Consider the following 19,333-nt stretch of genomic DNA (forward strand, 5'->3'; position numbering starts at 1 on the left):
TAACAAACCGTATGGATGTACTGGCATATTTAACCGGACAGTCGTTATTTTTCCCCTCTTAGCCGCATAAATTAGTGGCGAGGAGGGATTTTTTATGGCCTGGAAGGATTTGAAAAATAAGGTAAAACGGCAGCTTTCAGACTATCTGGAATTGCCGGGGGATATTATGCTTGATTTGCCTAAAATTGTACTGGTTGGCAACCTGCAAGTATTTATTGAAAATCATCGCGGTGTTCAGGAATATAGCCCCTGTTTGGTACGTGTGGTTGTCAGAGACAAAGTTATTGAGGTGACCGGTGAAAACTTGACCCTGCGCAATATCGTGCCCGATGAAATTTGTGTGGAAGGACAAATTTCCGGTGTTGCTTTTTTAAACTAGGGGGGTAAAAAATGTTTTTTAAGATATTAAATTATCTGGATGGCTATGTGACCATAACGCTCCCCGAGGTATGCTTGGAGAAGTTTATTAACTTGGCAACCACCCGGGGTATCTGTCTTTGGGGAATTACCAACGCGGTCGGGAAGCAAGTAGAGCTCAATGTGCGTCTGAGGGATGTACAACCCTTACGTCATGTGGCCCGCATGACCCGCTGCCGGTTTCATATTTTGCGCCGGTCCGGCTTACCCTTTATTATCGGCAGGCTGCGGCGGCGTCAGGCATTACTGGGTGGGGCGTTATTCTTTGTTATTGCGCTGTACGCACTGTCCTCTTTCGTATGGTTTATTGATATAACTGGTAATAAATCAGTCACTGAAGATAGTATAGCCCGCGTTGTTCGCCAAGCCGGCCTGTATCGCGGGGCGCCCAAGTGGTCCATAGACACGGCCGGGCTGGAACAAATTATCATCCAGCGAGTGAGCGGCTTGGCCTGGGTTGGTGTGAGTGTCGATGGGACAAGGGTAATGATTGAGGTGGTGGAAAAAGTACTGCCACCTGAAAACGGGGAACATCCCGTGGATATAGTTGCTCAAAAAGATGGGCTGGTTAAAGAAATACTGGTTTTGTCCGGTCATCCGTTGGTTGAAGAAGGGGACACCGTTACCAGCGGTCAGGTTTTGATATCGGCGGCTATACCGCCCCCCGATATTGAGGAGGAGTCTGAAAGCAGTGCCGATGCAGTTGAAGAGGATGAACGGCAGCCGCCGGTGCGATATGTACAGGCCCGGGGTATTGTTAGGGCTCGCGTATGGTATGATCGCTACAATGAAGTAAAGCTTGAAGAACAGGTAACCAGGCCTACCGGGCAAGAAATTACCAAACTTTGCATGAAAATTGGGGGTAAGGAAATAATCTTAATGGGCCGGCAGAAAGTACCCTATGCCCATTATGCCGAGCATACGAATATTAAAAGGTTGCCCGCATGGAGGAATATCAATGTGCCTGTCGAACTTATAACGGTTAAATATATAGAGCAGGATATCAATATTAATAAATTAAGTCGGGCTGAGGCCCGCCGCCTGGCTGAAAAAAAGGCGATGGAAGAGTTGCGTTCGCAAATGCCTGACGATGCTAAAATATTGGAAACAGAGTCGCGGGAAGTCAAAACCGTAAGCGAAGAGGATATTGTCCGTGTCCGGGTGTTTGTGGAAACACTTGAGGAAATAGGCGTGGAGAAACCTCATCAAGCAAATGGAGGAGGTCCTGGTATAGTTGGCGGAGAATGTACAGACCCAGGCAACGGAAACCAGAATAATAATTGATGACATTGGTGCTGCCGCGGAGATATTTGGTAAGCATGATGAAAATTTATCGCTGGTGGAAAACTCTCTGGGTGTAAAGTTGGTGGCCCGGGGTGAAGAGTTAGTCATTATGGGGCAACGGGAGCAGGTCGAAAAAACACGGTCAATAATTGAACAATTGCAGGAGTATTACCAGGCCGGCAACCGATTAACCAGGCACGAAATTAATTATGCCATCAGATCTGTAAACGCCGGCAATACCAAGGCGCTAACTGGCTTGGCCCGCGATGTGGTGCTGGTGACAGCCAGAGGTAAAAAAATCAAGCCCAAAACAGTTGGTCAGCAGCGGTATATAGAAGAACTGCATAAGCATGATGTGGTATTTGCTCTGGGACCCGCCGGCACGGGCAAAACATATCTGGCGGTGGTAATGGCTGTGAGGGCGCTGCGCAACCGGGCTGTGAACAGGATTGTATTGACCAGGCCGGCGGTGGAAGCAGGCGAAAAGCTGGGCTTTTTACCCGGCGACCTGCAGGAAAAGGTAGACCCTTACCTGCGCCCGTTGTATGACAGTCTTTATGATGTACTGGGTGTCGAAAACACACAAAAATACCTGGAACGACAGGTGATCGAGATTGCTCCCCTGGCTTACATGCGGGGCCGAACACTGGATGATTCATTTGTTATTTTGGACGAAGCGCAAAATACAACTCCCGAACAAATGAAAATGTTCCTCACCCGCTTGGGCTTTGGATCGCAGGCCGTAATTACCGGTGACGAAACTCAGGTTGATCTGCCCAGAGGACAACAATCGGGATTGGTGCACGCTCGCCGGGTACTTGATGATATCGAAGGGATAGCCTTCCATCATTTTACCGGAGAGGATATTGTCAGACATCCCCTGGTGCAGCAAATTGTCCGAGCTTATGAGGAAAAAGGGATTCCGGGGGAAAAGACTGAGGTGTGATTTTAATGTTTTCTCTGGGTACGGTAAAAAGAAAACTTGCGGATAGTTTCAGCCGGCTGGCCGGCAAGCGTAAAGTGCGCAGGGGGCTGGCCGCGTGTTTATTTTTTGTACTGCTGACTTTGCTTATATCCGTTGATTTTATGCCCCAAAAGGTCAATTTAGCGGTGGGACAAGTTTCGCCCACCAATGTTTTTGCGCCGCGCAGCATTATATTCCAAGATAAGTTAAAAACCGAAGAGGCTCGAAATCTGGCGGCCAATCAGGTGGAAAAACAGTATATCACCGACCCCCGGGTGAGCCTGGATGTACAGCAAAACATAGCAACGCTGGTAAACAATCTGGATGAAATACAATCAGATACTGAAATTAATAATAATGAAAAAGCGGCACAACTAAAAAATAAAATCCCGTTCAGTTTATCTGAAGATGTATTGGAAATACTGGTTCAGCCCAATCCGGGCAGCCTGGAGCGGGTGAAGAACAGTTTAGCCTCCATGATTGCGCAGGTTATGGAAGTAAGAGAAGGCGTAACTCAGGAAAATATTAATGATGTGGAAAGTATGCTGGTAAGCGAGATTAATAATCTACAGTTAAATAACTCTTATAAAACACTGGCTTCGGAAATGGTAAGCTATTATTTGCGCCCCAATAAATTTTTTGACATTGAGAAAACCCAACGCTTGCAGCAGACAGCCCGTGAAGCGGTGCCCCCGGTGATGGTGACCATCAAGGAAAGGGAAAAAATAATTGGTGTGGGGGAAATAGTTACCGAGGAACATATTGCTAAATTGGAGGCACTGGGACTTTCTCGTCCTATTTTACCCATCTCTTCCATTTTGGGTTCGGCTTTGCTGGTGGCATTGTTGATGTCTGTGGTGCTTTTTTATCTTTACCAGCAAAACAGAGAAATATATAACCATGCCGGTCATTTATACCTGATGGGCATTATAGTGCTGGGTATCCTTGGTGTATCCAAGGCCATTATTGCTATAAATGTAACCCAGTGGCCTGAATTTGCCGCCCTGCTTGCTTACGTTGCCCCCGTGGCTGCGGCTGGTATGACGATTGCTATTTTGCTTGATTCCCGGTTGGCCGTGCTGGTAGTGGCGATCATCAGCTTTTTGCTGGCGCTTATGACCGGGGGCCAGATCAGATTTGCCGCGGTGGCCCTCATCGGAGGCTTTACCGGTGTTTACGGGGTGAGCAAGCTCAGCCAGCGGGGTGATATGGCCCGGGCCGGCTTTTATACGGCGGCGGCTAATGTAGTGGCTATCTTTGCCATGGGATTGATTGGCGATACGCCTATTGGGCTTATCATTACCTCGAGCTTGATACTGGGCACTGTAAATGGTATACTTTCGTCTATTTTGACTAATGGCGCCATACCTTATCTGGAAAGCGCCTTTGGTATTACGTCATCCGTGCGCCTGCTGGAGTTGTCCAATCCGGGCAACCCGCTTTTGCGGCGCTTGCAAATTGAGGCGCCCGGCACCTATCACCACAGTTTGCTGGTGGGCAACCTGGCCGAAGCGGCTGCGGACGCAGTGGGCGGGGATACCCTTTTGGTTCGGGTGGCGGCATACTACCACGATATTGGTAAAATGAAGCGCCCATTTTTCTTTATTGAAAACCAAATGGGAGAAAACCCCCATGATAAAATAGCGCCCACCCTTAGTACACTGATTCTGACCTCTCATGTGAAAGACGGGGTGGAACTGGCCCGCGAACACAAATTGCCCCAGGGGATCGCTGAAATAATCGAGCAGCATCATGGCAATGGTTTGTGCAGCTTCTTTTACCATAAGGCTGTGGAAAATAGTAAAAATGAAAACGTTACCGAGGATGATTTTCGGTACGAAGGACCCAAGCCGCAAACCAAGGAGGCGGCCATTGTGATGCTGGCCGATGCGGTGGAGGCGGCGGTTCGCTCTATGCCGAATCGCACTCCCGGCCGGGTGGAGGGAATGGTGCGCAAGATCATCAAGGATAAGCTTATGGACGGTCAGCTTGACGAGTGTGATCTTACGTTAAAGGATCTGGACATCATTGCCGGATCATTTATCAGGGTACTGTCAGGTATATTCCACAGCAGAATAGAGTACCCGGATATGACCAAGGAAATAGAGAGAAGGAGAATCAAACATGCCGGTACTCGTAAACAATCTGCAGGAAAAGGTACCAGTTGACGATGAGCTTGAACAACTCCTTACCCGGGTAGTCGTACAGGCTTTGGGCAGTAACGGTATGCCGGAAAACGCCGAGGTAAGCATAGTGTTTGTAGACGATGATTATATAGCCGGCTTGAACCGGCAGTACCGTGGCATTGACGGTCCCACGGACGTGCTCAGCTTTGCTATGCTGGAGGGCCCCGCCATGCCCGGGGATGAAGATGAGCCCATGCTGGGAGATGTGGTGATATCCCTGGAGGCTGCCCGGCGTCAGGCCGGAGAGTACGGCCATGGTTTTGCCAGAGAAGTGGCCTATTTAACAGTACACGGGGTCCTGCACTTACTGGGCTATGATCACGAAATTCAGTCCGATAAACAAAGCATGCGTACTCAGGAGGAAAACATTCTAACCCAAGCAGGACTCCCCGCCCCTCCCCCTCTGGTACCCGGCACCGGGTGTTGAAAGTTGAAAGTTGAAAGTTGAGCTCCGCTTATTGGCTTCCTGCTGTTACGGCCATATTTAGCGCCGGGTCTCGACAACTGGGATATTGAAATATGGTAATTAGATTTACTGCTAAAACCTCCTTGTATAAGGTATGGAAAAAAACCGCTGACGGTATTGAAGTTCAGCTTTGGCAGCGGCGGCGGTGATGGGTAGTAATGCTGTGGCGGGGAAATCTTCGTTGGGTTGCTGTCAGGCGGTTTGCAATGATTAAAGCCGGTAGGGGCGGTAGAAGAGGTGATGGCGGTTGCTACGCCTGATGCGCAGCTTTCGCTGGGCTGTGTGCGGTATATGTTATGCTGTAAAAACCCAGCCAAACATGAAGATACACCTGTTGTCGGCGGCGTTGGTACTGGGTGTCGGCCTGTTTTTAAAAATGTCACCGTTGGAATTGGCCGTGCTTTCATTAACTGTATTTATGGTGCTGGCTGCTGAAATGTTTAACACAGCTTTAGAGGCGGCGGTGGATCTGGTGTCTCCCCGGCGTCATCCATTGGCCCGGATAGCCAAAGACGTGGCGGCCGGGGCTGTGATGCTTACTGCTATAAATGCGCTGGTTGTTGCTTATTTACTAATATGGCCTCGTTTGCGGGAATTGTTGAGGTGATGCAAATGAAACCCGAACAACTTATTGCCCTTGCTTTAGAGGCCCGACAAAATGCCTACGCGCCTTATTCCAACTTTGCGGTGGGCGCGGCGCTGCTTACGGCTAAGGGCGAGGTATATACCGGCTGCAATGTGGAAAACTCATCTTACGGGCTTACAGTTTGCGCTGAACGGATAGCGCTGTTTACTGCTGTAGCCGGAGGCGAGCGTAAGTTTTCCGCCTTGGCGGTCGCGGCTGATACCGAAGAATACTGCAGTCCCTGTGGGGCCTGCCGCCAGGTACTGGCTGAATTCGGCGGTGATACCAAGGTATATCTGGCCAACCGGCACGGCGCCTACCGGGAAACGACTGTCGCCGAACTGCTGCCGATGGCTTTTGCATTGGGTCAATGATTAGTTAGGTTAATTGTCGGTTTGATATTGCGAAAGGAACGGTAAATCGTTGATATGAATGATCCGGGTTTCAAATCAGGTTTCGTAACCATTGTAGGACGAACGAATGTAGGCAAATCCACATTGTTGAACAATATGCTGGGCCAGAAATTAACCATTATGTCCGATAAGCCGCAGACAACCCGCCATAAAATACAATGTGTGCTCACGGGTTCGGACTACCAGGCCGTTTTTATCGATACGCCGGGTATTCATAAACCCAAGCACAAATTGGGTGAACATCTGGTGGGAATGGCGTTAAATACCTTACGGGAAGTAGATGTAGTGCTGATGTTGGCGGAAGCGGCCATGCCCGGTCCGGGTGATCGCTACATGCTGGAACAGCTAAAGAAAGTCACCGGCCCGGTATTGCTGGCCATTAATAAAATTGACCTGGTTAAACCGGACGAACTAATACCTATTGTGGCAGCTTTTCAAAAAGCCGGTGATTTCGCGGAGATTGTGCCTGTTTCGGCGCTTACCGGTGAAAACGTGCGGCATCTGCGGCAAACAGTAATCAATTATCTGCCCGCAGGGCCTCAATACTATCCCGCCGATATGGTGGCGGACCGGCCCGAGCGGTTTATCATGGCTGAGCTGATCAGGGAAAAGGTGCTGCATTTAACCAGCCAGGAAGTGCCTCACTCCGTAGCGGTAGTGGTGGATGAGATAGAACAAAGATCTCAGGATTTAGTGGCCGTGCGGGCAATTATTTATACCGAGCGGGAGAGCCAAAAGGGTATACTGATCGGCAAGGGCGGCAGTATGCTCAAAGAAGTGGGTAAACAGGCTCGCGGAGAAATGGAAGCGCTGCTGGGCTCGCGTATTTTTTTAGAACTATGGGTTAAGGTAAAGAAAGACTGGCGCAACCGGGATGTAGATATGCGTAATTTCGGATTGCTGGAGGAATAAAATCTTTTGACAATCCTGCATGTAAGTAATAATATATACATGGAATAACAATTAAATATTGTTCTTCGTTAGGTGAGGCTACTATACAGACACAGGCCACTGCCCGGAAATGTCGAGAGACAGTAACGGGTCAGCAGATATTATCGAATTAAGGTTTTATCTAATGTGGCTGAGATTACTTCTCTAGCTGTATAGAGCCAAAACTGGCACGATTGAAGAAGGCGAATGTTTTGTTGGTCTTCATTTTATGTTGAAGGCCTTTTATATTGCTTTTTAAAGGGGGTGACCTGCATGGAAGAATCTCCTCACCGACGAAGTTTATTTGTAAATGATGGTCAAAAACTGAATAACTTCCGTGGAGGTGACCCGCATGATCAAAACTTATTTCTATGATGCCACCCGGAGACGGCTAGTCCATGATGTGGATTTAACAAATAAAGATATGATTCAACACGAGGATGATTTGCTCTGGGTGGATTTGTATGATTTTCAAGATGAACGTGAACTAAATTACCTGGCCGGTATTTTTGATTTTCACTACCTGGCGGTGGAGGACTGCATGCAGCAAAGTCCTCGGGCCAAGGTTGATGCCTATGATAAATATTATTTTTTTATGCTGAATGCTCTGCGTTATAAGGAAGACAGTGATGAAGAAATTATGCTGGAGCAGCTTAATGTTTTTTTGAGCTCTAATTATGTGGTGACCGTGCACCGCAGAACACTGCCCACTCTGGGCCGGATGGCCAGGGGGTGCCTGTCCAACAGGACCAAGTGTATGGAGCAAGGCTCCGATATGTTTCTATATCATATACTGGACGGTATTACCGACGAATATTTTCCCATTCTTGATCGTATCGACCAGCGGGTTGATGAATTGGAGGATCAGCTGTACGAGCAGCCCAGCAAGGAGATCACCGAGGAATTCCTGGCTCTGAAAAGGACTATTTTATCCATGCGCAGGGCTATTTTACCGCAGAAAAGGATGTTTTCGAGTATCAACGGCCAGTTTGTGTTCCAGGTTTCCAAGGAAAGCGAACCTTATTACCTGGATCTGGTGGATCATATCGAGCGCATTATCGACTCTATTGACGGTTTCAGGGATTTATTGGACGGTGCGCTGGAGACGTACTATTCCATTATCAGCGCCCGTACTAACGAATCTATTCGCGTGTTGGCTGTTATATCCTTCATTTTCATGCCTTTGACCTTTGTCACCGGCTTTTTCGGCATGAATGTGCCGCTGCCCGAGCAGCACAGCGCCTGGTCCACCGTCGCCATTGCTGCGGGGCTTTTAGGGGTGACGGTATGGATGTTTGTGGTGTTTAAAATGAAAAAGTGGATATAAAGATAAAAGAGACGGACCTGTTTGAATATCAGGTCTTTAATGCAATGCGATATTTAAACAAGTTTGTCCTTTTTTACTGAATTTCAAGAGGGGGTGTCGCAAAACTACTTTCTTAGAGTAGTAAGCGATACTCCCTTTTCTAAGTTCAGCCAATTATTCCGATAATAATTTGGTATCTTTATAAAAAGCTGCGGCACTATGAACTATTTAGCCTGTTGTGCAACAGCCCCTTCCTATTTTTACTTCGGGTGGGGTAGAATCCCTTACCTGAAGTCCCGATGTTCAGTTTTAGATGAACGAGTTTACGGGTAACCTCGTTATAATAAACATGCTGGCGGCTGCTGTTGAGTCTTTGGGGCGCTTGCTGTGGTTTATACCGGGTTTCACAATTTCCCATATTTATTTGATAATTGTTCCGCATTTAAATTGTAATTTTACAGTAACATTTAACATTGCTTAGTAAAACCGGACTTTTTTGCGGGGTCTGGCTTTTTGTAATTTATTATATAATGATATTTACTATACCGATTGTTTTCCCGGCAATTAAAAAAATTTGCCTGTTCATTATTAAAGAGGGGGCTTGCAATTGTATCGCATTTTTCTGGTGGAAGACGAAATAAATCTATGTCAGATACTAACTACGTATTTAACTAAGGAGGGTTGGGAGGTGCGTCCCTTTACCGATGGACAATCGGCACAGCGGGTTATTGAAGAACACCCGCATCTTTGGATCTTAGATATTATGCTTCCTGATATAGACGGCTACCAGTTATTGCGCCGTATCAAGGAGGCGTCGCCGGATGTTCCGGTTATCTTTATATCTGCTCGTGATGCTGATTTAGATCGCATAATAGGCCTGGAGATGGGCGGTGATGATTACCTGGCCAAGCCGTTTTTGCCCCGGGAATTAGTACTGCGTGTACACCGCTTACTGGAGCGGGTTTATAAATCCAGAGAAGAGCATAAACCGACCATTGATTTACATCCCTATACTTTGGACGAAGAAAAGCGTTTGGCCCTTCAAGGATTTCGTAACATTGAATTAACGTCAAAGGAATACGACATTGTTCTGTTTTTTGCCAAACATAGGGGACAGGCTTTATCCCGGGATCAAATTATTAATCATGTGTGGGGAGAGGATTATGTGGGCACCGACCGCTCGGTAGATGATTTGGTAAGGCGTTTGCGCAGAAAGATGCCGGATTTACGCATTGAAACAATATATGGCTTCGGATACAGGATGACAGCCAAATGAAAAAACTATCGCTTACAGTTAAAATTTGGCTGGCCCTGTCTTTGGTTAGTCTGATGCTCTACTTAATTACTATACTTGTTATGCCTTCACTTATAAGAAGTTTTTTTACAGATGCCTTGATGGAACCGCATAAGGCGCTACCGCCACCGCCCCCTCCTCCGGGACAAAATATTATTAAAGATAAGTTACCCTCTTATTTTAGCTTTCGCGGTATAAATATCCGTAGTTTAATTATCCTGGATGATGGAACCACCATACCGACACAAGCTAAACAAATAGTCACCACACCTCTTATTCATGAAATCAGGCAAAAGGCGGAATCCCAGCAAAAAACCAGGCAAATATATGAGTATATTGATGATCAAGGGAGTATTCGCTATGTAGTACAAAAAAATATGATCTATGGGCGTCCTTTTTATCAAATATCATTCTTTAGAAAGTCGGAAGAAGATACGTTTATAACAAATTTATTACTTAACTTTATGGTATTTGCCGGTATAAGCTTGATAATCAGCTGGTTTTGTTCACTTTTTATTGCCCGTTATTTGACCCGGCCTTTAATTCAGATGAAACAACATGTACAACGTATAGCCAATCGCAACTGGCATGAACCTCTTGCCTTTAAACAGGGGGATGAAATTGGCCAACTGGCCGGTTCCATAGAAACCATGCGCCGGCAGCTTGTTCGGCAAGATGAAGCGCAGCAATCCATATTGCAAAATATCTCTCACGAGCTAAAAACACCGGTTATGGTGATTCGCAGCTATGCCCAGGCTATGCGGGACGGGGTTTATCCCAAAGGCGACCCGGCCGGTAGTATACAGGTAATTGACGAGGAAGGCGCGCGCCTGGAAAAGCTGATCAAGCAATTGCTTTATTTAACCCGGCTTGACTATCTGGTTACCCGGGAGCCGGTTCACCGGCAAATACAATTGGATAGGTTGGTTGAAAAAACAGTGCAGCTTTTGTATCTACAGCGTCCTGAAATAAGCCGTCGACTGGATCTTAAGCCGGTAGCTATTGCGGGAAATGAAGAAACTTTAAGGGTGATGATTGAGAATCTGTTGGAAAACCACCTTCGTTATGCTGTCTCACATATTGAAGTCACCCTGGGTTTGAATAGTGATCAAAGTGAAATATGGCTTTGCTTTTGGAATGACGGCTCAAAAATTGAGCCTCATATCTATGAGCAGTTGTTCCAGCCCTTCCACAAAGGCCGGGAGGGAAAATTCGGTCTGGGATTGACTATTGTCCAACGCATCGTGAAAATGTACGGGTGGCAAATTGATTTATCCAATGAGAAAGATGGTGTATCTTCAAAGGTGAAAATACCTTTAGGTCCCTCCGATTCGGTGCCGGACAATACCTCTGATAAATTTTAATTTTTCCCATATTTCTTTGATAATTGTCCCACATTTGCTTTGTATATTGTAAATGTGGTTGGCCACCTAAAACATATTGTTGGGAGGAATTAATTAAATGAGCGGCTGGAAAACGAAAGTATTCTCAATTGTATTAGGATTGTCGGTGTTGGTACCTACTGCATCTTTTGCGGCTGATACCGTTGCAGACCCGGCGGATTTGCCATCTAACGCAAAATTCATCTACCATCAACAACTTGACGGTGAACAAGGTCTGTTAGCTGAGGACAATATTTTGGATCTGGTCGGCAAATATGCGCCGGACAGTATGGAAGATTGGCAAAGTGTTATTGCCGAACGCGAGCAATTAATAAGCGAATTAAAAGAACAAGTGCCTGAGCGGCGGCCCGAGTTGTCTGATGAGGTAAAAGAAAAGTTACAGGCTGTCCGGGAACAAGTTGAAAACGGCACCATGACTCAGAAGCAGGCGGCTGAGGAGCTTAAAGAGTTAGGTTTGGAAAAAATGGGTACGATTAAGCAGCGGCCTGAATTATCTGATGAGGTAAAAGAAAAGTTACAGGCTGTCCGGGAGCAAGTTGAAAACGGCACCATGACTCAGGAGCAGGCGGCTGAGGAGCTTAAAGAGCTAGGTTTGGAAAAAATGGGTACGATTAAGCAGCGGCCTGAATTATCTGATGAGGTAAAAGAAAAGTTACAGGCTATCCGGGAACAAGTTGAAAACGGTACCATGACCCCTGAGCAAGCCAGTGAGGAATTTGAAGAACTTGGCCTGCGGGGAAAATTGAATTTAACCAATTTAGACAATATTATGGCTCAGCTGGATGAGGCTGTGGAATCAGGTGATGAGTCCACTATTAAAGACGTTTTAGCACAGCTGCTGGAACAAATGAAAGATAGAAACCAACAGCTTGCTGCCAGATTATCAGAAAAAAATTAAGGCTCTGGAAAGACGGACTCTCTTAGGAGGGTCCTTTTTTTTATAACTATATTTCACAATTTCCCATATTTTTTTATATTTATTTGTTTTTTTGTTTATATGCTTGTACTAGGTTATGAAAATGTGCTTTTCTATAGCCCTAAAAAACATTGTTATTAAAAAAGCATTAAGATCCGGGGGAGGAACGTTATGCCAAAGGTATCAGATTTTATTTCCAAACAATTAAATAAGAAAGTTGTGATTGCCGTATTAGCAATTGTTTTAATTGCGCTGGCTGGTTTTTATTATCTGAGGGGAGTTAAAAAGGCGGAGGGCGGTTATATTGCCGAAGCCGTGCAAAAAGGTACTGTTTCCAGTACAATCTCGGCCAATGGCATCGTCGAGCCGGTGGATACGGTATCTTTGAGTTTTAAAAATTCGGAAGTGATAAACAAGATACATGTAAAGCTGGGTGATCACGTGACCACCGGACAGTTGTTGGCTGAACAAGATACAGCAAACTTGCAGGCCCAGCTAACCCAGGCTTCGGCAAGTTTAAAATCAGCCGTTGCTAATCTTGCTATACAAAGGAATAGTGCCCGTCCTGAAGAGATAGCCCAGGCGGAAGCTAATGTCAGCGCGGCCCGGGCGAGTTATGAACTGGCCGAAGCAAATTGGGAGCGTAATAAACAATTGCTTCAGCAGGAATATATATCTCAGGCTGAATTTGACCAAATAAATAATGAATACGTAAACGCCGAAGCCCAATTAAAGCAAGCCGAGGAATCTTTGAAATTGCTTAAGGCGGGTAATCGTCCGGAGGAAATTGAGGCGGCGTCGGCGCAGGTGGACAGCAACAGAGCGCAGCTGCAAATGGCTGAAAAAGAACTGGCCGAATCAAAAATATTCAGCCCTATCGAAGGTATTGTAAGTGCTATAAACGGAGCGGAAGGACAGCGGGCCACGGCCAACAATAATAATACCAGCGGGGGCGGTTTTGTGGATATAATATCGGAAGTCCTGCAGGTTAAAGCGCAGGTTAATGAGTCCGATATCGGCAAGCTGAAAGTTGGCCAGCAGGCGGAATTTACGGTTAATTCCTTTCCGGAGAAAACCTTTACCGGCAGGGTGAGCAGTATTTCTCCCCAGGCCTATGCGGAATCCAACGTCCAGCTTTACGATGCTATTATTCAATTAGATAAAAACCAAACCGGGTTAATGGCCGGTATGCCTGCAAACGTGAATATTATTGTCGAAAGACAGGAAAATGCCCTCACCATACCTAAAGGCGCTGTTACTTATGCGCTTAGCTTTCAAAATAAAATGAGGCAAAGCGGTGATCAGAAGGATAAATCCACTGTAGGCAGTGAGAATAACGGTCGTGCGAGCAGTACAAGGCCGGGCGGGGATACGCGTACCGGCCTTAATGGCGCCGCTGGTGATGCAGTTAAGGGGAATACACTAAAACAGCAGGATGTTGTCATTGTGCTGGATGAATCCAAAAAACCCGTGGTTCGGCAAGTGGTGTTGGGGTTATCGGACCTGAGCAGATATGAAGTTATAGAAGGCCTTAGCATGGGTGAAAAGGTGGTTGTTGGAGTTCTTGGCCAGAATACCGGGAATCTCAGCGGTCAAAGCGGTAATCCGCTTATGCCGGGTGCCGGTGGCGCGGTACGTATTGGTGGACCGGGGCGCTGACGAAATGTCAGCGGCATCGGCTTATGTATGCGGTGTGGTCTTGAACATTATGTCTAGGTGTACAGCCGTTACTATAAAAATCAGGTGGTGATGGAACGTGTCCGGTAAAGCAGCTATCGCAATGGAAAATATTAAAAAAATATATAACATGGGAGAAACGAAGCTGCATGCGTTAAAAGGGATCAGTATTACTATTCAAAATGGGGAAATGGTTGCTGTCATGGGTTCTTCCGGCTCGGGCAAGAGCACGCTGCTGAATATTATGGGCTGTTTAGACAGGCCTACTGAAGGAACATACTATCTTGACGATGAAAATGTCTCCAAGTTGGGTAAAAATCAGCTCGCCGCTATCCGCAACAAGAGGATCGGTTTTGTATTTCAAGGCTTTAACCTGTTGGGAAATGTGTCCGTGCTGGACAATATTCAGTTGCCGATGATCTATGCCGGAGCGGCCAAGAGGGAAATGGCGGGCAGAGCCAAGGATGCGCTGGCCTGGGTCGGGCTGTCTAATTATATGAACCACAATCCCGGCCAAATGTCGGGCGGCCAGCAGCAAAGGGTGGCTATTGCCCGGGCACTGGTAAACAATCCTTCTTTAATACTTGCGGATGAACCCACAGGTGCTCTTGATTCAAAAACAAGCATAGAGATTATTTCTATGCTTCAGAGACTGAACATGGAAAAGGGCATTACTGTGGTGATGGTTACCCATGAAAAAGATATTGCCCTTTATTGCCGTCGCTTAATCAAAGTTAAGGACGGTCAACTTATAAGCGACGCCCCGGTTGCAAATCAAAGAGATGCTGCTGAAGATTTGTCGGCATTTGCGGAGGAAAGGGGTGTTTTAAATTAACTTTACAAGCAATTTCGCAGTAGCGATAAACGGCCTAAAGACAAATAAATTAAGGTCCGTCCTGACCATGCTCGGTATCATTATCGGCGTTTCCGCCGTTATTATTATGATTTCCGTCGGACAGGGCGCCAGCAATAAGATTTCCAGCCAGATCGCCAGCATGGGGTCAAATCTGTTGATGGTTTCCCCCAACTTTGGACAGGGACCTGTACGGGGGGCCGGGGGGAGTGTAAATACTATGACGTTGGATGATGCCCAAGCCATTGCCGAGCTAAATATGGTTACTTATGTGGCCCCGGAATTAAGTACCGGCGCGACTATGGAATACACCAATCAAACCTGGACGTCTCAGACTGTCGGCACTACCCCGGAGATGCAGATGATTAAAGACTGGCCGCTAAGCGCAGGTTCCTTTTTTACCAAGGATGATGTGCAAGGAGCGTCTATGGTGGCGGTTCTAGGCAGCACGGTGGCAGAGAACCTTTTTCCCTCCGGCGTCAACCCGGTGGGATCAACCATAAGAATTAATAAGCTCCCCTTTACCGTAGTGGGAGTGCTTACTGCCAAAGGGGCCGCTATGATGGGCCAGGATCAGGATGACTTGGTATATATACCGGTCAGCGCAGCTCAAAGAAGGTTGATGGGTGTAAATTATATTCGCTTGATCAATGTGCAGACCCAGTCGCCGGAAAGTATGAATTATGTTCAGGGCAGCATAGAAGCGCTGTTGAGGGAGAGGCACCGCCTGGTTGGCGGCGAGGATGATTTCCAGGTGCGAAATTTGACTTCCGTTCTGGAAACCGCTGAGAGCACTACTGCCGTTATGACACTGCTTTTGGCCAGTGTGGCGGCTGTTTCCCTACTGGTGGGAGGTATCGGCACGATGAATATCATGTTGGTTTCCGTTACCGAAAGGACCAGAGAGATTGGCCTGCGTATGGCGGTAGGAGCTACCGATAGTAACATACGCAATCAATTCTTGATTGAAGCTCTGGTGCTTTGTTTGTTGGGCGGCCTGGCGGGGATATTCACCGGCATAGCCGGGTCTCATATCATATCCCAAATATTTGGATGGCCTACATCGGTTACGCTATTTTCCGTACTGTTGTCCGTGGGTTTTTCAGCGGTGATTGGCGTATTTTTCGGTTATTATCCGGCCAACAAAGCCGCCAAAATGGACCCTATTGAAGCGTTGCGTTTTGAAAAGTAATGTTTACTCCAGCCCTTCCCAGCGGGAGGCCAGATCGTTTTCGATTGCAAACAAATCCAGCACTCGCCCTATTGTATGGTGTACTATATCTGTAATGGTGGTCGGGTGGTGGTAAAACGCGGGCACCGGGGGCATGATAACCGCTCCCGCCCGGGCCAGTTTAAGCATATTTTCCAGATGTATTTCATGCAGAGGAGTTTCTCTGGGCAGCAGTATCAGGCGGCGCTTTTCTTTTAAAGTGACGTCGGCGGCGCGGCTGACCAGATTATCAGCATATCCGTTGGCAATGGCGGAAAGCGTCTTCATGCTGCAAGGTGCAATGACCATACCATCGTGTCTGAATGATCCGCTTGCTATGGGGGCCGCCAGGTTGTTCGCACTGTAAACATGAGATGCCAGAGCGTCGATGGCGCTGGCCCGGTAGTCTGTTTCCAGCTCAATGGTGTGCCGGGCCCAGTCGCTCAGCACCAGGTGGGTCTCTACATTGGCCCGGGCCAGTTCTCTTAACAAAGTGATGCCGTAAACCGCACCGGTGGCACCGGTAATTGCTGCAACTATATGCATGCCAAACCTCGCTTTTTTTAATTAAATTTATGCAATGACCATCGCGGATTTATTGATATTATACTTTCAATACGTTGACTGTATATCGTCAGTGCTGCATGTTATAATTTTACGTGAAACCTGGCGGTATCGCAATGTGTATTTGCAGCATAGTCAACGAATAGTTCCATCCATTGTGGTGGGGAGGATGTACATGAAACTTTACAAGGTTCTTGCGGTGGTGCTGAATTCGCGGGAAATGCGTGACGCTCATCGTATTTTAACTCTTTTTTCTCAGGAACAGGGTAAAATACGAGTTGTCGCTCACGGGGTGGCCAAACCTACCAGCCGCAAACGGGGGGCGGTACAGCCCTTTTCGGTAACTGATTTTTTGTTGCGGCAGGGACGGGAGTTGGATAGCATCAGCCAGTGCGAGGGGCGGGAATTTTTCCCCGGATTATGGACGGATCTGGATAAAATGCTGTATGCCGGACATCTGGCTGAACTGGTGGATGCTTTGACGGTGGATGGGGACCCTCATGAGGCCGTCTTTATACATATTATTAAAACATTGCGGGTGTTGGATAAAACAATTGACCCGGAATTGGTGGCGCGTTGGTTTGAACTGCGCTTGATGGATTTGCTGGGCTATTTGCCTGCCTTGGACTGTTGTGCCAACTGCGGCGGCGAGGTAAATAGCCTTACCGCCAGGTTCAGCGCCCAGGCCGGTGGTTTGGTTTGCTCTCGCTGCGCTGTCGGTGTGGAGGGCATACCCTGTAATAAGGGAACCGTGGCCTTAATGCACACTTTGCTGAACTGGGACATATATAAAATAAATAGACTGCGCGTGGCGCAGCCGATCCGGTTGCAAATGCGCTCTATCATGCGCGAATACTTACAGTGGCATATGGAAAAACGTTCACGCACACTGCAGTTTATGGATAAACTCAATAGTTTCAGTCCGGTGCATAATTAAGTGTTCTTAAAGGTAAAATTAAGTTAATTAAGATTTTGCCATAAGATCTGTCATTCTATCGGCAAGTATTGCAGTAAGTTTTGGCGATAGAGTATTTTAATAAAATTAAGTGCAAATTAGTAGAAGAGTAATAGAAGAGATTTTTATACTATATTTACAAGGGGGACTGTTTTATGAGTAGCGAACTGGAAAAAATTGATTTGATAAGAGCCAGAACCGGGATTACCTATCGGGAAGCCAAGCAAGCTCTTGATGATGCCGGTGGTGACGTGGTGCGGGCGTTAATCAACCTGGAAGAAGCGGACCGGTCATTTACCGATAAGGAACAATGCGAGTTTACCGAAAGAGTACAGGGCCGTGCCCAGGATATCATGGAGCACGTTAAGACAATGCTGCAGCGGGGGCAGGATACCAGAATCAAAGTTAAACAAGGTGATCGCACCGTCTTTGAGATGCCGGCTACAATGGGCGCAGTTGGCGTATTGGCGGCGCTGGCCAGCAGTGAACTGGCCATACTGGGGGCGTTGGGCACGGCCACTGCGATGGCTAAAAAATACACATTGGAGATAGAGCACCGGGCTAAAAAAGGAGAAAGCCAGTCCGAACAGCCCGGCTCTGACGATACTTTTACCTTTAAGAACCCGCCGATGCAATAATAGGCCAATGTAATTGACTTTAATGGCTAAATTTGATAAATTTATTTGGTAAAATAAATTTATCTTTTGGCGACGAGGGAAAAAGTAGCCATGGCGACGTCGTTCAGAGAGCCGGTGGTTGGTGCAAACCGGTGACAGCTATGGTGAAAGGGGTTTCCGAGCCGCAGGAGGAAAATCGGTGCGCCAAGCTCCGGTGAGTAAAGCCTGCCCACAAAGAGCGGGCCGTCGGCATTCGACGGCCAATCAGGGTGGAACCGCGGGAAATGCCTCCCGTCCCTGCTTTATGCCGGGTCGGGGGGCTTTAATATTTTTTTATATATATGCTGATTTATTAATGGGAGGTTGGTTGTATTTTGAATTTTCAGGAGTTGATTTTGGCCCTCAATACATTCTGGGCCAAGCAAAAATGCATCATTCAGCAGCCCTATGATGTGGAAAAGGGGGCCGGTACCATGAACCCGGCCACATTTTTGCGGGCTTTGGGTCCCGAACCCTGGCGGGTGGCTTATGTAGAGCCTTCCCGGCGCCCCACGGACGGTCGGTATGGGGAAAATCCCAACCGGCTGCAGCATTATTATCAGTATCAGGTGATCTTAAAGCCATCGCCGGATAATGTCGTAGACATTTATCTGGGCAGTTTGCAAGCCATCGGTATTGACCCGCGCAAACATGATATCCGGTTCGTGGAGGACAATTGGGAATCGCCCACGCTTGGGGCCTGGGGCCTGGGCTGGGAAGTTTGGCTGGACGGTATGGAAATTACGCAGTTTACCTATTTTCAGCAGTGCGGCGGTATTGACTGCCGGCCGGTCAGCGCGGAAATTACTTACGGTCTGGAACGCCTGGCCATGTATATACAAGAAAAGGACAATGTGTACGATATAGAATGGGTGGATGGCGTCAGTTATGGTGACGTGCACCATCGCGGGGAAGTGGAACATTCCCGTTATAACTTTGAGGAAGCGGACACCGACATGCTGTTCAAGTTATTCGATATGTACGAGTGCGAGGCTGAGCGAGTGGTGGCTAAAGGCCTGGTGCTGCCCGCTTATGATTTCGTTTTGAAGTGTTCACACAGCTTTAATCTGTTGGATGCCCGGGGAGCTATCAGCGTTACCGAACGGACCGGTTTTATCCATCGGGTGCGCAATCTGGCCCGGGCCTGCGCGCAAAAATATGTGGAACAGCGGGAGGAAATGGGATATCCCCTGCTGCGGAAGGAGGGTGCCTGA

General features: G+C 47.4%; 19 protein-coding genes and 1 riboswitch. Of the genes, 18 read left to right on the top strand and 1 reads right to left on the bottom strand.

Going from position 1 to position 19,333, the window contains the following annotated elements; all coding sequences use genetic code 11:
* Positions 1 to 94: 94 nt before the first annotated feature.
* From yqfC to ABDB91_RS05455, 15 genes are all read left to right on the top strand, one after another.
* Entirely contained in the window at positions 95 to 379 is a 285-nt protein-coding gene (gene yqfC, locus ABDB91_RS05385; protein WP_347490591.1) for a sporulation protein YqfC, read from the top strand.
* Positions 380 to 390: 11 nt separating this feature from the next.
* Entirely contained in the window at positions 391 to 1,701 is a 1,311-nt protein-coding gene (yqfD, locus tag ABDB91_RS05390) for a sporulation protein YqfD (protein ID WP_347490592.1), read from the top strand.
* On the top strand, positions 1,652 to 2,647 hold the full coding sequence (locus tag ABDB91_RS05395; RefSeq protein ID WP_347490593.1) for a PhoH family protein: 996 nt from the start codon (positions 1,652 to 1,654) through the stop codon (positions 2,645 to 2,647). Before yqfD ends, ABDB91_RS05395 begins: the two co-directional genes overlap by 50 nt.
* A 5-nt stretch (positions 2,648 to 2,652) precedes the next feature.
* Complete coding sequence (locus ABDB91_RS05400) at positions 2,653 to 4,833, top strand: HDIG domain-containing metalloprotein (protein WP_347491538.1); 2,181 nt, start codon at positions 2,653 to 2,655, stop codon at positions 4,831 to 4,833.
* A complete protein-coding gene (gene ybeY, locus ABDB91_RS05405; RefSeq protein ID WP_347490594.1) occupies positions 4,790 to 5,278 on the top strand; it encodes an rRNA maturation RNase YbeY in 489 nt (162 codons plus the stop codon). Before ABDB91_RS05400 ends, ybeY begins: the two co-directional genes overlap by 44 nt.
* A 286-nt stretch (positions 5,279 to 5,564) precedes the next feature.
* On the top strand, positions 5,565 to 5,924 hold the full coding sequence (locus ABDB91_RS05410; protein WP_347490595.1) for a diacylglycerol kinase family protein: 360 nt from the start codon (positions 5,565 to 5,567) through the stop codon (positions 5,922 to 5,924).
* Entirely contained in the window at positions 5,924 to 6,316 is a 393-nt protein-coding gene (locus ABDB91_RS05415) for a cytidine deaminase (protein WP_347490596.1), read from the top strand. Before ABDB91_RS05410 ends, ABDB91_RS05415 begins: the two co-directional genes overlap by 1 nt.
* Positions 6,317 to 6,370: 54 nt before the next feature.
* Positions 6,371 to 7,267, top strand: a complete 897-nt coding sequence (gene era / locus ABDB91_RS05420; RefSeq protein ID WP_347490597.1) for a GTPase Era — start codon at positions 6,371 to 6,373, stop codon at positions 7,265 to 7,267.
* A gap of 57 nt (positions 7,268 to 7,324) precedes the next feature.
* Positions 7,325 to 7,491, top strand: a riboswitch (M-box (ykoK) riboswitch).
* A gap of 146 nt (positions 7,492 to 7,637) precedes the next feature.
* Positions 7,638 to 8,612, top strand: a complete 975-nt coding sequence (gene corA / locus ABDB91_RS05425) for a magnesium/cobalt transporter CorA (RefSeq protein ID WP_347490598.1) — start codon at positions 7,638 to 7,640, stop codon at positions 8,610 to 8,612.
* 586 nt (positions 8,613 to 9,198) lie between these two features.
* Positions 9,199 to 9,867, top strand: coding sequence for a response regulator transcription factor (locus ABDB91_RS05430; protein ID WP_347490599.1), 669 nt, complete (start codon positions 9,199 to 9,201; stop codon positions 9,865 to 9,867).
* On the top strand, positions 9,864 to 11,249 hold the full coding sequence (locus ABDB91_RS05435; RefSeq protein ID WP_347490600.1) for a HAMP domain-containing sensor histidine kinase: 1,386 nt from the start codon (positions 9,864 to 9,866) through the stop codon (positions 11,247 to 11,249). The genes ABDB91_RS05430 and ABDB91_RS05435 overlap by 4 nt, the downstream gene beginning before the upstream one ends.
* A gap of 97 nt (positions 11,250 to 11,346) precedes the next feature.
* Entirely contained in the window at positions 11,347 to 12,186 is an 840-nt protein-coding gene (locus ABDB91_RS05440) for a hypothetical protein (RefSeq protein WP_347490601.1), read from the top strand.
* A gap of 189 nt (positions 12,187 to 12,375) precedes the next feature.
* Positions 12,376 to 13,863, top strand: coding sequence for an efflux RND transporter periplasmic adaptor subunit (locus ABDB91_RS05445; protein WP_347490602.1), 1,488 nt, complete (start codon positions 12,376 to 12,378; stop codon positions 13,861 to 13,863).
* 97 nt (positions 13,864 to 13,960) lie between these two features.
* Positions 13,961 to 14,716 (top strand): ABC transporter ATP-binding protein, encoded by a 756-nt coding sequence (locus tag ABDB91_RS05450; RefSeq protein WP_347490603.1) that lies wholly within the window; start codon positions 13,961 to 13,963, stop codon positions 14,714 to 14,716.
* A gap of 67 nt (positions 14,717 to 14,783) precedes the next feature.
* Entirely contained in the window at positions 14,784 to 15,926 is a 1,143-nt protein-coding gene (locus ABDB91_RS05455) for an ABC transporter permease (RefSeq protein WP_347490604.1), read from the top strand.
* A gap of 3 nt (positions 15,927 to 15,929) precedes the next feature.
* Here the strand turns inward: ABDB91_RS05455 and ABDB91_RS05460 are convergent, their stop codons facing one another.
* Positions 15,930 to 16,490 carry a UbiX family flavin prenyltransferase gene (locus tag ABDB91_RS05460; protein ID WP_347490605.1) on the bottom strand — a complete coding sequence of 187 codons (561 nt, stop codon included), beginning with the start codon at positions 16,488 to 16,490 and terminating at the stop codon, positions 15,930 to 15,932.
* A 193-nt stretch (positions 16,491 to 16,683) separates the two neighbouring features.
* Between ABDB91_RS05460 and recO the strand changes: the two genes are divergently transcribed.
* The 3 genes from recO (at position 16,684) to glyQ (ending at position 19,333) form a co-directional block, all read left to right on the top strand.
* Complete coding sequence (gene recO / locus ABDB91_RS05465) at positions 16,684 to 17,445, top strand: DNA repair protein RecO (protein WP_347490606.1); 762 nt, start codon at positions 16,684 to 16,686, stop codon at positions 17,443 to 17,445.
* Positions 17,446 to 17,618: 173 nt separating this feature from the next.
* Complete coding sequence (locus tag ABDB91_RS05470; protein ID WP_347490607.1) at positions 17,619 to 18,101, top strand: DUF4342 domain-containing protein; 483 nt, start codon at positions 17,619 to 17,621, stop codon at positions 18,099 to 18,101.
* A 353-nt stretch (positions 18,102 to 18,454) separates the two neighbouring features.
* The gene (gene glyQ / locus ABDB91_RS05475) at positions 18,455 to 19,333 is read left to right on the top strand and encodes a glycine--tRNA ligase subunit alpha (protein ID WP_347490608.1); all 879 of its coding nucleotides are present in this window, start codon (positions 18,455 to 18,457) and stop codon (positions 19,331 to 19,333) included.

This window comes from Desulfoscipio sp. XC116, from assembly GCF_039851975.1.
In the GTDB taxonomy this organism is placed as follows: domain Bacteria; phylum Bacillota; class Desulfotomaculia; order Desulfotomaculales; family Desulfallaceae; genus Sporotomaculum.